The sequence below is a fragment of the Streptomyces sp. NPDC021212 genome (assembly GCF_044332925.1).
Taxonomy (GTDB): domain Bacteria; phylum Actinomycetota; class Actinomycetes; order Streptomycetales; family Streptomycetaceae; genus Streptomyces.
The window spans coordinates 299,806-313,413 of sequence record NZ_JBIRPZ010000007.1; the positions used below are offsets into that span (position 1 = coordinate 299,806).

Here is a 13,608-nt window from a genome sequence, read left to right on the forward strand (position 1 = left end):
CGCGCCCGGCGTCTTAGCCAGCAGCAGATTTCGCGCCATGATGGTGCGCATGATCCTCCGCCAGCTACGTGACACCGAGGAGGACGCCGAGGCGGTCAGGACCGTGGCCTCGGCCGCCTTCGACACCTCGCGCGCCCTGCGGGGCGAACCGGCGGCCGACTGGCCGCCCGACCGGCTCGCCCGGATCGACAGCCGCAACCGCCATCTGGCGCGCACCGATCCGGGCGGCTGCTGGCTCGCCGTGGACGATGTCGGGATGCCGGTCGGCACGGTGCTGTCCACGCGCCGCGAAGGCACCTGGGGGCTCGCGCTGTTCGCCGTGCTGCCCCGGGCCCAGCGGCGCGGGATCGGCCGGGAGCTGATGGCGGCGGCGCTGCTGTACGGGCGGGCCTGTCTGCGCGGGATCATCTGCGGGTCCCGGGATCCCCGCGCGGCGGCCACCTATCGACGGGCGGGCTTTACCCTGCATCCGTCGATGCGGCTGCGCGGCACGGTCGACAAGGAGCTGAAGAACCGGCTGCCGTCGCTGGACGGCGCGGTCCACGAGGGCACGGCGCGGCACCGGGACCTGATGGACTCCCTGGACCGCCGCACCCGCGGCGGGGCGCACGGCCCCGACCACGAGGAGATGCTGCGGCACTCGCGGCTGCTGGTCGTCGACGAGCTGACCGGCAGCGGCTACTGCTACGTCGGCGCGGACGGGGACGTCGAACTGCTCGCCGCGACCTCCCGCCGCATCGCCGGGCGGCTGCTGACCGCCGCCCTGCTCAGCGTCCCGGTCGGCACGGAGGTGGCGGTGGAGAACCTGACGGCCGAGCAGGAGTGGGCGGTGGACGTCGGCCTCGAAGCGGGTCTGGAGCTGTCCAACGCGGGCTATGTGTGCCTGCGCGGGATGCGTCCGCCGTCGCCGTACATCCCCTCCGGCGCGTTCCTCTGAGGCATACGGACGGGCCGTACCCCTGCGCAGGGGTACGGCCCGTCCGTCGCGCGGATGCGTCTTACTTGCGGATCAGCGAGCGCAGCACGTACTGCATGATGCCGCCGTTGCGGTAGTAGTCCGCCTCGCCGGGGGTGTCGATGCGCACCTTGGCGTCGAACTCGACCTCACCGGCCTTGACCTTCACCGTCTCCGGGATGCCGCCCTCGTTGAGCGCGGTGACGCCGGTGATGTCGAAGGTCTCCTCGCCGGTCAGGCCCAGCGACTGCGCCGAGGCGCCCTCGGGGAACTGGAGCGGGAGGACGCCCATGCCGATGAGGTTCGAGCGGTGGATGCGCTCGTACGACTCGGCGATGACGGCCTTGACGCCGAGCAGCGCGGTGCCCTTGGCGGCCCAGTCGCGGGACGAGCCGGAGCCGTACTCCTTGCCCGCCAGGATGACCAGCGGGGTGCCGGCCGCCTGGTAGTTCTGCGAGGCGTCGTAGATGAACGAGACCGGCCCGCCGTCCTGCGTGAAGTCGCGGGTGAAGCCGCCCTCGGTGCCGGGCGCGATCTGGTTGCGCAGCCGGATGTTGGCGAAGGTGCCGCGGATCATGACCTCGTGGTTGCCTCGGCGGGAGCCGTAGGAGTTGAAGTCGCGACGCTCGACACCGTGCTCGGTGAGGTACTTGCCGGCCGGGGTGTCGGCCTTGATCGCACCGGCCGGGGAGATGTGGTCGGTGGTGACCGAGTCGCCCAGCTTGGCGAGCACGCGGGCACCGCTGACGTCGGTGACCGGGGCCGGGTCCATGGTCAGGCCCTCGAAGTACGGGGGCTTGCGGACGTAGGTGGACTCCGCGTCCCACTCGAAGGTGTTGCCGGTCGGGATCGGCAGCGCCTGCCACTGGGCGTCACCGGCGAAGACGTCCTGGTAGGACTTGTTGAACATGTCCTCGCCGATGGCGTTGGCCACGACGTCGTTGACCTCGGCCTCGGTCGGCCAGATGTCCTCGAGGAAGACCGGCTTGCCCTCCTGGTCGGTGCCCAGCGCGTCCGTGGTGATGTTCACCTTCATCGAACCGGCGATGGCGTACGCGACGACCAGCGGCGGGGATGCCAGGTAGTTCATCTTGACGTCGGGGTTGATCCGGCCCTCGAAGTTCCGGTTGCCGGAGAGGACGGAGGTGACGGCGAGGTCGGCCTCGTTGACGGCCTTGGAGACCTCGTCCGGCAGCGGGCCGGAGTTGCCGATGCAGGTGGTGCAGCCGTAGCCGACGAGGTTGAAGCCGACCTTGTCGAGGTAGGGGGTCAGGCCCGCCTTGTCGAAGTAGTCGGTGACGACCTTCGAGCCCGGGGCCAGGGTGGTCTTGACCCACGGCTTGCGGGTCAGGCCCTTCTCGACCGCCTTCTTGGCCACCAGGGCGGCGGCGACCATGACGTACGGGTTCGAGGTGTTGGTGCAGGAGGTGATCGCGGCGACGGTGACGGCGCCGTGGTCGATCTCGTACGTCGAACCGTCGGGGGCGGTGACCAGGGTGGGCTTGCTCGGCACGCCGTTGGAGACGGCCGGGGCGTCGGAGGCCGGGAAGGACTCCTTGCCCGCCTCGTCCTCCTCCGCGTCGGGGACGTAGTTGCGGACGTCCTGGGCGAACTGCTGCGCCGCCTCGGCGAGCACGATGCGGTCCTGCGGGCGCTTCGGGCCGGCGATCGACGGGACGACCGTGGAGAGGTCCAGCTCCAGCTTCTCGGAGAAGTCGGGCTCGGCGGCCGGGTCGAGCCAGAGGCCCTGCTCCTTGGCGTACGCCTCGACCAGCGCGAGCTGCTGCTCGCTGCGGCCGGTGAGCTTCAGGTAGTTGATCGTCTCGTCGTCGATCGGGAAGATCGCGGCGGTCGAGCCGAACTCCGGCGACATGTTGCCGATGGTGGCGCGGTTGGCCAGGCTCGTGGCCGCCACACCCTCGCCGTAGAACTCGACGAACTTGCCGACGACACCGTGCTTGCGCAGCATCTCGGTGATGGTCAGCACGAGGTCGGTGGCGGTGGTACCGGGCTTCAGCTCACCCGTCAGCTTGAAGCCGACGACGCGCGGGATGAGCATCGAGACCGGCTGGCCGAGCATCGCGGCCTCGGCCTCGATGCCGCCGACGCCCCAGCCGAGCACGCCGAGGCCGTTGACCATGGTGGTGTGCGAGTCGGTGCCGACCAGGGTGTCCGGGTACGCCTGGCCGTTGCGGACCATGACGGTGCGGGCCAGGTGCTCGATGTTGACCTGGTGCACGATGCCGGTGCCGGGCGGGACGACCTTGAACTCGTCGAACGCGGTCTGGCCCCAGCGCAGGAACTGGTAGCGCTCCTTGTTGCGCCCGTACTCCAGCTCCACGTTCTGGGTGAAGGCGTCGTTGGTGCCGAACTTGTCGGCGATCACGGAGTGGTCGATGACCAGCTCGGCCGGGGCCAGCGGGTTGATCTTCGCCGGGTCGCCGCCCAGCTCCTTCACGGCCTCGCGCATGGTGGCGAGGTCGACCACGCACGGCACACCGGTGAAGTCCTGCATGATCACGCGGGCCGGCGTGAACTGGATCTCCTGGCTCGGCTGGGACTGTGAGTCCCAGCCGCCGAGCGCTCGGATGTGGTCGGCGGTGATGTTGGCGCCGTCCTCCGTGCGGAGCAGGTTCTCCAGCAGGACCTTGAGGCTGTAGGGGAGGCGGGCGGCCCCCTCCACCTTGTCCAGCCTGAAGATCTCGTACGACTCGTCGCCCACCTGCAGGGTGCTGCGGGCATCGAAGCTGTTCGCCGACACGACAGTCTCCTTCATGCATGAATTACGCGCGTACCACCGCAATGCTGCCGCGACATGCCCGCGCCGATCCGCTAAGGTAGGGCTAAGTTAGGTAACCCTTACCGGTGCGGCGCGACGGTAGCGCCCGTTCGACAGATATCTCGATGTCGAGATAACTCTAGTACATGGCCATCCCGGCGGTCAGCCCAGCCCTGCCACCGGGGCGGCGTCATGCCGTGAAAATGGGGGCATCGGCGGCCATCGTGATGTCCGGAGACCTCACGAACGGCCCCTGCCGAGCCGCGATACTTGTCCCCATGGATCCGCATCTGCTCCGCACCTTCGTCTCCGTGGCCCACTGCGGCTCCTTCTCCGACGCCGCCCACAAGCTCGGCTCCACGCAGTCGGTCGTCTCCCAGCAGATCGCGACCCTCGAAGCCGATCTGCGCACACCGCTGCTGACCCGGCGGCCGGTGACGCTCACCACAGCCGGGGCACGGCTGCTGGAGCACGCGGGTCCGCTGCTGCGGCGACTGGACGCGGCCCGGGCGGACGTCGAGCGGCTGGCCGGGCCCGCCGCCGGGCGGCTGGTCCTCGGCGCCTCACCGTTGGCCATGACCCCCGACGTCGCGACGGCCCTGGACGAGACGCGCCGCGCCTGCCCGGACGCGGGCGCCGCCGTACGGATCCTCGGCCGCCGGGAGGTCCCGGCGGCCGTCGCCACCGGGGTGCTGGACCTGGGGCTGCTCGACGGCCCGGCCACCCCCGGCGCCCCGCTCCCGCTGCCCGACGCCGGGCCACTCACCACGATCGCGGTCGCGGAGACGCCGCTGGTCGTGGTCCTGCCGACCGGCCACCCACTGGCCCGCCGACTCGGCCTGCGGCTGGCGGACCTCGCCGACTCCCCCTGGCTGGACGCCCCGGACGCCGCGATGCCGCTCGGCGCCCTGCGCGCCGCGAGCGGCGCCGGCGGCTTCCGCGCCTCGCTGACATACGAGGGCACGGACGTCCGCGCGCTCCTCGCCCTGGCCGCGGCCGGCCACGGCCTGACGCTGCTCCCCCACGCGGCCGCCGAGGACGCCCCTGGCCTCGCCGCGATCCCCCTGACCACCCCCCGTCTGGTCCACCGCACCGAACTCCTCCACGGCCCCGCCGTGGACGGCCCGGCCCGCACGCTGGCGGCGGTCCTGACGGGGGACGGTCACCGGTACGGGTGATTGCCGGGCGGATTTGCGCGACTTCGGCTGGGATTGCGATAGGCCATGCGCCTATGAGGACGCAACCCCATGAATACACGGCTTCGTATGTGCCCGACGACCCCGAAACCGCACTGAAGTTTGCGGTCCAGCACCACCAAGGGGACCGGGTGCAGATCATCGAGGGGAACATCGAACCGTCGTCTCGGCCGTGGGGCGATGAAAGGACAACCGACAAGATCCGCAACCAGATCGCGTCAGCCGTGTCCAAGCTCGGCTGCGCATCGGGATCAGGAGATCTGGACCTTCCTGGCAGCAGCAACTGGTACGTGCCGGATCTGGCCGTCGTGCCGCGCGAGCTCGCGAAGGGTGGTGGCGCGCTGCTACCCGACCAGACCCTGCTGGTCGTCGAGATCACCTCGGACTCCAACGGCGACACCGATCGGATCGTCAAGCGCCGCCGCTACGCCGAGTACGGCGCACCGCTGTATCTGCTGGTCGACCGGCAGGAGCGCACCTGCACGCTCTACGCCGCACCCGGACCCCTCGGCTACACCAAATCGGACGGGCCGCACCCCTTCGGCACCCCCATCACGCTCCCTGAGCCCTTCGGCCTGGAGTTGGACACCTCGGATTTCTGACGCGGCTCAGCCGCCCGCCAGGCGGGTGCGCACCAGGGACAGGACCTCCTCGTCCGACAGGCCGAGCGACCGGGCCTCCTCCACCAGGTTCTGGACGCCCTCCAGGAGCCGGGCGCGGGCGGTGGGCTGTTCGCCGGTGATCACGGCGCCGCGGCCGCGGCGGAGGTCGATGAGGTCCTCCTCGCGGAGGCGCTGGTAGCCGCGGAGGACCGTGTGGACGTTGACGCCGAGGGAGTCGGCGAGGGTGCGGGCGGCGGGGAGGCGTTCGCCGGGGCGGAGGGTGCCGTCGGCGATGGCGCCGCGGACGGTGGCGGCGATCTGGTCCCCCAGGGGGACCGGGGAGCCGAGGTCGACACGGAAGAGCATGGTGAGCCTTACGTTCCAGGAGCGGTCCGGTCGCGCTCGACCAGGGTGTTGAGCAGGGCCGCCGCGGTGGCGGCGTCGTCCACCGTCACCACGAACTCCTTGCCGGTGGTCAGCCGCAGGAACAGCGCGTCGCCCGAGCGCAGCACCAGGGCGCTGCGCCCCGACTGGATGCGGTAGCCCCAGCCGCCCAGGGTGAGGGCGCGGGCCTCGCGGCTGGTGGCGTTCGCGATCCGCTCCAGCGGTATCCGCATCCGCGGGCGCGGGGCGAACCACGGCGCGACGGAGAGGCCGCGGCGGTCGACGGTGACCCGGCATTGGGACAGCGCCACCGAGATCAGCCCGACGACGATCAGCGCCGCCTCCGCCGGCACATCCGTGACCACGGTGAGCACCACACCCAGCAGGGCGGTGCCCCCTCCCACGACGGCCAGCACGCGCGATCCGACGCTGCGCGTCCAGACGGCGGGCTCGCCCTTGGCGAGCGGCAGCCGGGGACCGGCCGCCTCGTCGGGGGGCTCGTCGGCGGGGGCGGCGCCCCGGCCCGCCAGCAGCCATCCCGCCCCGCCGACGGCCCCGGCGACGGCGAGGGACACGGCCAGGTGCCACAGGGGGAGGGTCACCTCGGTGGCACGGCCGGCGCCGGCGTTGGCGCCCAGCGTCGTGATGAAGACGTACGCGAGCATCGCGGCCGTCCCGCACCCGGCGGCGACCAGAATCCGCCACGTGCCGGGCCCCGTGCGCGAGTGGTGGGCCGTGACCGCCATGAGGAGGCCCGGGAGCAGCAGAGCAGCGGTGATCACCGGGAGGAAGGCACCCAGACCGGTGAATCCGTCGGCCTGCCCGCCGGAGCTGAAATGTATGGCGAGCCGATCCGGCAGCCGATCGCGCAACACGGCGAAGGCCACCAGAACAGCGGCCCAGGCCAGCACAAAGGGCAGAGCGACGACGCCCGCGCGCCGCCAGGAACCGTTCACGACAACCCCCCTTGTTCGCGTACTACTAGAACAATACCCGGCTGGACAGACAGCACACCCCCACTCACCCCTGTCGCATGCGCATCTCATATCTGAGATAGCCTCTACTGCATGACTGACGACTACCTCTCCCGCATCGGCAAGCTCATCCGTGACGCCCGGCAGCACCGCGGCTGGACCCAGTCGCAGCTCGCGGAGGCGCTCGGCACCAGCCAGAGCGCCGTCAATCGCATCGAGCGCGGGAATCAGAACATCAGCCTTGAGATGATCGCCCGTATCGGTGAGGCGCTGGACAGTGAAATCGTCTCGCTCGGGTACGCGGGCCCGATGCATTTGCGTGTAGTCGGCGGGCGCCGCCTTTCCGGCGCCATCGACGTGAAAACGAGCAAGAACGCGTGTGTCGCGCTGCTGTGCGCCACCCTCCTCAACGCGGGCCGCACCACGCTGCGGAGGGTCGCCAGGATCGAGGAGGTGTACCGCATCCTCGAGGTGCTGGGCAGCATCGGCGTTCGCGCCCGCTGGATCAACGACGGCAACGACTTGGAGATCGTGCCGCCCGCCGAGCTGGACCTCGGCTCCATGGACACCGAGGCCGCGCGCCGCACGCGCAGCGTCATCATGTTCCTCGGCCCGCTCCTGCACCGGATGGACCGCTTCCGGATCCCCTACGCGGGCGGCTGCGACCTCGGCACCCGCACCGTGCAGCCCCACATGACCGCGCTGCGCCCCTTCGGCCTCGAAGTGACCGCCACCGACGGCATGTACCACGCCCGCGTCGACCGCTCGGTCTCCCCCGGCCGCGCGATCGTACTGACCGAGCGGGGCGACACGGTCACCGAGAACGCGCTGCTCGCGGCCGCCCGCCACGACGGCGTCACGGTGATCCGCAATGCCTCCTCCAACTACATGGTCCAGGATCTGTGCTTCTTCCTGGAGGAATTGGGCGTCAAGGTCGAGGGCGTGGGCACCACCACGCTGACCGTCCACGGCGTCACCCACATCGACCGTGACGTCGACTACGCGCCCTCCGAGGACCCGGTGGAGGCGATGAGCCTGCTCGCCGCCGCCGTCGTCACCGAGTCGGAGCTGACGATCCGCCGGGTGCCGGTCGAGTTCCTGGAGATCGAGCTGGCCATCCTCGAGGAGATGGGGCTCGACCACGAGCGCAGCCCGGAGTACGCGGCGGACAACGGCCGTACCCGGCTGATCGATCTGACGGTCCGGCCGTCGAAGCTCCAGGCGCCCATCGACAAGATCCACCCGATGCCGTTCCCCGGCGTCAACATCGACAACGTGCCCTTCTTCGCCGCCATCGCGGCTGCCGCCCAGGGCTCGACGCTGATTCACGACTGGGTCTACGACAACCGCGCCATCTATCTGACGGAGCTGAACCGCCTGGGCGCCCACGTCAAACTCCTCGACCCGCACCGGGTCCTGGTCGAGGGCCCCACCCGCTGGCGCTCCGCCGAGATGATGTGCCCGCCCGCCCTCCGCCCCGCCGTGGTCGTCCTGCTGGCGATGATGGCCGCGCCCGGCACCTCGGTGCTGCGCAACGTGTACGTGATCAACCGAGGTTACGAGGACCTGGCCGAGCGGCTGAACTCGATCGGCGCGCAGATCGAGACCTTCCGCGACATCTGAGAGCTCTCAGAATCGGTGCCGCCAAGCCCCCTATGACCTGCACAAATACGGGGACGAGAGGGTGCGGCGGCGCCTCTGGGACTTTTCTGGGACTTTTGGCCACCGTCTACAGCTCATGGCTGTCTCCCACTGCTTCAGTTCCTTGCCGCGGTCGCACCCGCAGGAGGAGGCGGCGCGGATGCAGGATGGCGCTGTGCGGGGCCGGACGCGCATCGGACCCCGGGGCGCTGCGCAACTGCCACCGGTGGGTAATGGTCGCGAGGGCGAGGGTGGCCTCGACCATGCCGTAGCGATCTCCGATGCATTTGCGTGACCCTGCGCCGAAGGGCAGGTACGCCCCGCGGGGAAGACGGCCGACGTGGTGCGGCAGCCAGCGGTCGGGGTCGAACACGTCAGGATCCGCGTAGAAGCGGGGGTTTCGGTGCACCGCGGCGCTGCTGAAGACGACCGTGCTTCCGGGGCGCAGTTCGTGTCCGCCCAGCCGGGTGGGGGCGGTGGTCACCCGTGTGAGCAGCCAAGCGGGAGGATAGAGGCGGAGCGCCTCGGTCAGTACGCGGGAGGTATAGGGAAGTCGGGCCGCGTCGCTCCACTGCGCCGACCTGCCGTCGAGCACCCGGTCCACCTCCTCGTGGACCCGGCGCTCGGCGTCGGGATGCTGGGCCAGGAGGTGCAGGGCCCAGGCCAGCGATGCCGCGACGGTGTCCGAGCCGGCGATGAGCAGCGGGAGGACCTGCTCATCGATGTCCGCGTCGGACAGCCGGCCGTCGCCCTTCTCCTTCCGGGCGGCGATCATGGCGGAGAGAATGCCGCCGTCCTCGCCCCGATCATGAGCGCTCTCGGCCATGAGGCGGTCGCGGGCGCGCAGGAGATCCTGCATCACTTGCTGGAGTCGACGGATCATGGGCAGCGGGAGCTTTTCCAGCCACCGTGGCACCATCAGCCGCGGCAGGAAACTACCCATCGCAGCTGCCATGCTGCGCCGGAACTCCTCTACCGAGTCCGGGTCGGCACTGGTACGGAACAGCGTGCGGCTGACCGTACGCAGTGCCATGTCACAGAGTGTGGGGAAGCCGTCGATGACCTGGCCGTCTCGCCAGGAGGCTGTCGTGGCGGTGATTTCGTCGACCATGGCCTCGCTGTACTGCTCCAGCCTGCTGCGATGGAAACCCGGTTGCATCAGCCGACGCTGCCGAAGGTGATCCCGATGGGGACACAGTGGCAGGCCGTTGCCCGCCAGCGCGCGCGCCTTGCCATACATCCAGCCGCCCTTGTCGAACGTACGGTCGTCCGTCAGGACCTGCCACAACAGCTCCGGATGGCACGCGACGTACGCGCGCAGCGGACCCAGCCGGATCGTCACCAGATCACCATGACTGGCCAGAGAGGTGGTGAAGTCAAGCGGGCGCCGCAGCAGCGCCCAGCCATGTCCGACGACCGGAAGCGCGCCCGGGGCAGCCGCGGCAGTGAAGGTGTGGGGCATCGGCGCCGGTTCCCTCATCAAGCGGTGGACCAGGGAGTACTTTCAGATGACCTCACCTGATCATCGCGCCATCGCTCCGTCAAGATCGACTGAAAAGAGCGAGGCCGACGGCTCGATGAACACCGCACGGTCCCGGACCTCGGGCCCATGGAGCACGAGCCTCTCAGCAAGCTCGGCAGCGATCAAGACTTGCCCACCGATCAACTCATCGGCCTGAGGCAGGGCCTGGCAGGCGGCCACTTCTCGGCCTTGGCCCCAGCGCCTTGACGCGACACGACGCCAATGACCAGGTAGGTCAGGAAACGAACATCGTGCAATCGCGACTCGCCATATTCACCCGCATGAGTGAACCGCGTCGGTAGAAGTTTTACCTCCTCGCACTCCGCGCAGACGTACCCGGGGCAGGTCAACAACGAGAGCGAAGGAGTAGTTATGTCGTACGAGGGTGAGAAGCAACTCATGGTGAACCGCCTGAATGGGAGCCTCCTGACGGTGCAGGGAGGCAAGTGTTTCGACGGAGCACGCATATGCAGTGTTCGCTACGCGACTTATGACCACTACCCGCAGCGGTGGACGACGCGGAAGATCGGAGAGGTAGGCGGGTGGACGGTTTGCCACGTCGAAATATCGGAAGGCGGCGAAACCTTCCGTCTGGCCGTTGACAGCGATGAGCCAAAGATCTCTCTCGCCAGCCAGCCCTTGCTCAAAGAGCCCGACGACTCAGATCGGCAGAAGTGGTGCTTTCGCTCCGACTGGTCAGGAGGGGGCGCTCATCTGATGAATGTGGCACCTTATTTGAACCGTTCGGCCGGGCTGGGACTCAGGGATGACTTCGGACTGGAGTGGACTGAGGCCGCCCTGGTCAGGAACTTCTCGACCATTGAACAACTGTGGTACTTCAATGCGGGCGATTACAAGGACTCCATTCCCAACTGACCTCTGCTGGTAGGCGGCCTCCAGAAAGTCATACAAGGAGTTCTTCATGAGCACGACCGACATCAGGCCCTCCGCCGATGCCGTGGAACCGCACGGAGGCGGGCACCCCTTCCACATCACCAAGGAGGAGGAGCGGCAGCTGCGCCTCCAGGGCGCGCGGGCCACGCCATCACTGGTGATCGGGCAGGCGACGTCCTTTGACGAGTACGCCCGGCAGCTGATGATCCCGCCCGCGGTGATGGACCTGGCTCGCAAGGCCGAGCCCCTGCGGCTCTCGGCCTGGGAAGTGGAGGCGCTGCGCAAGCATCTGGCCCCCGCCGAGCCGGACGGCAGCGTGGGACTACTGCGCCGGATCCTGCAGCTGAAGTACGACGACGACAGCTCCCACCCGCCCTACATCCGCGTCGCCTGCACCGGCCGAGGACACTACGACCACCTGGCCACCAAGCATGGTCACCTGGATTCCCTCGAAGACCCCGAGGGTGAGATCGGTTCGCCGGTGGTGCTGGAAATTTGGCCCGCGCAGCACTATTCGCCCATCCACTCCCACGGGCACACGTCGGGCATCGTCTTCTGCCTCGCCGGCCAGCTCGACGTCATGGCCTACGACAGCCTGCACTGGGACGCCACCAAACTCGGCCTGATCACCCTCACTCCGGGGCAGTGCGCCTGGCTCACGAAGGACAACTACGCCGTACACCGGGTGTACTGCCCGATGGACGGCGGCGACGGCACCACGGGGCCGGGATACATGAACTCCACTGCCGAGTTCGGTGCCAGCTTCCACGTCTACCTCAACCCGGACGGCTCCTCAGTGGAGAGCGACGACGGCGAAAGCCATAACCGGGACGCCTTCGACTACATACACGAAGAGAGCAAGAAACACAAAAAGTTCGAGACCCAGTCCGACCTGTCCTGGAGCGTACTGCGCCGAGTTCTGTCCAGCACCACACTGACCTGACCAGACGCGCCACGTAACTCCGATTTCGCATGGGGCCCGTCAGCTTGTTGGCGGGCCCCTTGCTCGTTCAGATACGCCGTCATGGGGGGCGATCAGAGCGATGCGGAGCGAATAGATTACTGTTGAATGGTGGACCCGCAAGAACAAGACGTGAAGCTGTCAGGCGTTGCTGAGACGACTTTATGGACGCTATATCACCGCGCACTCGATGCCCGTAACCCGGACACCGCACTGTATGACCCGAAAGCGGTGGAACTGACTGACTCCATCGCCTTTCCCTTCAAAAACCGTTTCGGCTCCGGCAACTGGGGACAGGCGCAGGGAACGGGGCTGCGTGCCCTCTGTTTCGATGCTGAGGTGCGCCGCTTCCTCACCGACCACCCCGAGGGCACCGTGGTCTCACTCGGGGAGGGACTGGAAACGCAGTTCTGGCGGGTGGACAACGGCAGCGTCCGCTGGCTGAGCGTCGACCTTCCCGACGTGGCCGCTGTCCGGAAACGGCTGCTTCCGGACACGGACCGCCGCCGCACTCTGGCCTGTTCGGTGACCGACAGGTCATGGATGGCCGAGGTGGACGATTCGCGTGGCCTGCTGATCACGGCTCAGGGCGTGCTGATGTACCTGTCGCCTGCCGAGGCTCACGATCTGATCGCGGAGTGTGCGCACCGCTTCCCCGGTGCGGCACTCGTATTCGACACACCACCTCAGTGGGTCACCGGCCGTACGGTACGACGCCAATGGCGCTATCCGGCCGGCTACCAGCCGCCCCCCATGCCCTGGGGCATGACCTCGGCGGAGGAGGAGAAACTGCGCGGGCTCCCGAAGGTGGCCGGGGTGCGCAGCGTCCGCGTCCCGCGCGGGCGGGGCCTGGTGTGCGGGGTGCTGCTGCCCGCACTGACATATGTGCCGGGACTGCGGTCGCGAAAGCCCCTCTGGGTCACGCGAGTCGACTTCCAGACAGATGAGGAGCGTCCGGTGGGAGCCGACGCGGCACAGCAGGATCAGCAGATACGTAACGTTCCCGCCAAGCAATCGGAAAGTGACCGTTGATGAGCGCGCCTCCGCAGGAAAGCAGCTACACAGAGGGACAGCCAGTGCTGCTGGAGAGGAATGACCTCCGGCTGAGGGAGTTCACCCCTGACGACGTTGACGGTGTGCTGCGTATCTTCGGCGACCCCAGCACCACACTCCAGTTCGGCATGAAATCCTTCCGGCAGAGTGAGGCCGCGGAACTGGTGGAACAGGCAGCCGAGAGTGCGCGGCAGCGGCCGCGTACGCAGTACAGGCTGGCCGTCAGCCAGATCAGCACAGGCGAACTCATCGCCACGGTCAAGCTTTTCGTCACACCGCCGTCCGAGGGTGCGCTCGTACAGCTGGGTCACCGCAGTGCGGAGTTCGGCTGTGCGTTCCGGCCTGACATGACCCACAAGGGCCTGAGTGTCGAGGTCGGCCGCCTCGTGAGCGCATTCGCCTTTGGCCAGCTCGGGCTGCACCGAGTCTGGGCAGGTTTCATGCCGTCCAACGTGGCGGCACAGCGGGCCGCGGAGAAGTCCGGTCTGACGCACGAGGGAACGCTCCGCGACTACTGCTGGGTAGACGGCAACTGGCACGATCTGGCGATCTGCTCGATTCTGGCAACCGAATGGCAGCAATCCGTGTCCGGCCCCCTCTCCGGCCCTCGTCCAGGAGCGATGGCCGCTCGGCCGTGACCGGGCCCT

12 protein-coding genes are annotated in these 13,608 nt (G+C 68.6%); 8 read left to right on the forward strand and 4 right to left on the reverse strand.

Annotated elements, in window-relative coordinates; translation table 11 throughout:
- Nucleotides 1-49 precede the first annotated feature (49 nt).
- Nucleotides 50-937, forward strand: a complete 888-nt coding sequence (locus ACH4SI_RS20830) for a GNAT family N-acetyltransferase (protein ID WP_398297636.1) — start codon at nt 50-52, stop codon at nt 935-937.
- Nucleotides 938-998: 61 nt separating this feature from the next.
- On the opposite strand, the gene acnA is transcribed toward ACH4SI_RS20830, so the two are convergent.
- Nucleotides 999-3,716, reverse strand: coding sequence for an aconitate hydratase AcnA (gene acnA / locus ACH4SI_RS20835; protein WP_398297638.1), 2,718 nt, complete (start codon nt 3,714-3,716; stop codon nt 999-1,001).
- Between the two features lie 296 nt (nt 3,717-4,012).
- Between acnA and ACH4SI_RS20840 the strand changes: the two genes are divergently transcribed.
- On the forward strand, nt 4,013-4,912 hold the full coding sequence (locus ACH4SI_RS20840; protein WP_398297640.1) for a LysR family transcriptional regulator: 900 nt from the start codon (nt 4,013-4,015) through the stop codon (nt 4,910-4,912).
- Between the two features lie 53 nt (nt 4,913-4,965).
- Nucleotides 4,966-5,532 (forward strand): Uma2 family endonuclease, encoded by a 567-nt coding sequence (locus ACH4SI_RS20845; protein ID WP_398297642.1) that lies wholly within the window; start codon nt 4,966-4,968, stop codon nt 5,530-5,532.
- Nucleotides 5,533-5,538: 6 nt separating this feature from the next.
- Here the strand turns inward: ACH4SI_RS20845 and ACH4SI_RS20850 are convergent, their stop codons facing one another.
- Together ACH4SI_RS20850 and ACH4SI_RS20855 are read right to left on the reverse strand one after the other, a co-directional pair.
- Nucleotides 5,539-5,898, reverse strand: coding sequence for a GntR family transcriptional regulator (locus tag ACH4SI_RS20850; RefSeq protein WP_398297644.1), 360 nt, complete (start codon nt 5,896-5,898; stop codon nt 5,539-5,541).
- 8 nt (nt 5,899-5,906) lie between these two features.
- Complete coding sequence (locus ACH4SI_RS20855) at nt 5,907-6,872, reverse strand: DUF1648 domain-containing protein (protein ID WP_398297646.1); 966 nt, start codon at nt 6,870-6,872, stop codon at nt 5,907-5,909.
- Nucleotides 6,873-6,983: 111 nt separating this feature from the next.
- On the opposite strand from ACH4SI_RS20855, the gene ACH4SI_RS20860 reads away from it, so the two are divergent.
- Nucleotides 6,984-8,513: a helix-turn-helix domain-containing protein gene (locus ACH4SI_RS20860; protein WP_398297648.1), complete on the forward strand. Its 1,530-nt coding sequence runs from the start codon at nt 6,984-6,986 to the stop codon at nt 8,511-8,513.
- Between the two features lie 106 nt (nt 8,514-8,619).
- On the opposite strand, the gene ACH4SI_RS20865 is transcribed toward ACH4SI_RS20860, so the two are convergent.
- Complete coding sequence (locus ACH4SI_RS20865; RefSeq protein ID WP_398297650.1) at nt 8,620-9,993, reverse strand: cytochrome P450; 1,374 nt, start codon at nt 9,991-9,993, stop codon at nt 8,620-8,622.
- A 432-nt stretch (nt 9,994-10,425) separates the two neighbouring features.
- On the opposite strand from ACH4SI_RS20865, the gene ACH4SI_RS20870 reads away from it, so the two are divergent.
- From ACH4SI_RS20870 to ACH4SI_RS20885, 4 genes are all read left to right on the forward strand, one after another.
- Entirely contained in the window at nt 10,426-10,929 is a 504-nt protein-coding gene (locus ACH4SI_RS20870) for a hypothetical protein (RefSeq protein ID WP_398297652.1), read from the forward strand.
- 46 nt (nt 10,930-10,975) lie between these two features.
- A complete protein-coding gene (locus ACH4SI_RS20875) occupies nt 10,976-11,890 on the forward strand; it encodes a hypothetical protein (RefSeq protein WP_398297654.1) in 915 nt (304 codons plus the stop codon).
- Nucleotides 11,891-12,016: 126 nt separating this feature from the next.
- The gene (locus ACH4SI_RS20880) at nt 12,017-12,940 is read left to right on the forward strand and encodes a class I SAM-dependent methyltransferase (RefSeq protein ID WP_398297656.1); all 924 of its coding nucleotides are present in this window, start codon (nt 12,017-12,019) and stop codon (nt 12,938-12,940) included.
- A 44-nt stretch (nt 12,941-12,984) separates the two neighbouring features.
- Entirely contained in the window at nt 12,985-13,599 is a 615-nt protein-coding gene (locus ACH4SI_RS20885) for a GNAT family N-acetyltransferase (RefSeq protein WP_398297658.1), read from the forward strand.
- Nucleotides 13,600-13,608 lie beyond the last annotated feature (9 nt).

What these genes read in the sequence shown, in the direction of transcription:
- ACH4SI_RS20830 (WP_398297636.1), top strand. Translation starts at nt 50, where the DNA reads ATGATCCTCCGCCAGCTACGTGACACCGAGGAGGACGCCGAGGCGGTC.
- ACH4SI_RS20840 (WP_398297640.1), top strand. Translation starts at nt 4,013, where the DNA reads ATGGATCCGCATCTGCTCCGCACCTTCGTCTCCGTGGCCCACTGCGGC.
- ACH4SI_RS20845 (WP_398297642.1), top strand. Translation starts at nt 4,966, where the DNA reads ATGAGGACGCAACCCCATGAATACACGGCTTCGTATGTGCCCGACGAC.
- ACH4SI_RS20850 (WP_398297644.1), bottom strand. Translation starts at nt 5,898, where the DNA reads ATGCTCTTCCGTGTCGACCTCGGCTCCCCGGTCCCCCTGGGGGACCAG.
- ACH4SI_RS20860 (WP_398297648.1), top strand. Translation starts at nt 6,984, where the DNA reads ATGACTGACGACTACCTCTCCCGCATCGGCAAGCTCATCCGTGACGCC.
- ACH4SI_RS20865 (WP_398297650.1), bottom strand. Translation starts at nt 9,993, where the DNA reads ATGCCCCACACCTTCACTGCCGCGGCTGCCCCGGGCGCGCTTCCGGTC.
- ACH4SI_RS20870 (WP_398297652.1), top strand. Translation starts at nt 10,426, where the DNA reads ATGTCGTACGAGGGTGAGAAGCAACTCATGGTGAACCGCCTGAATGGG.
- ACH4SI_RS20875 (WP_398297654.1), top strand. Translation starts at nt 10,976, where the DNA reads ATGAGCACGACCGACATCAGGCCCTCCGCCGATGCCGTGGAACCGCAC.
- ACH4SI_RS20880 (WP_398297656.1), top strand. Translation starts at nt 12,017, where the DNA reads ATGGTGGACCCGCAAGAACAAGACGTGAAGCTGTCAGGCGTTGCTGAG.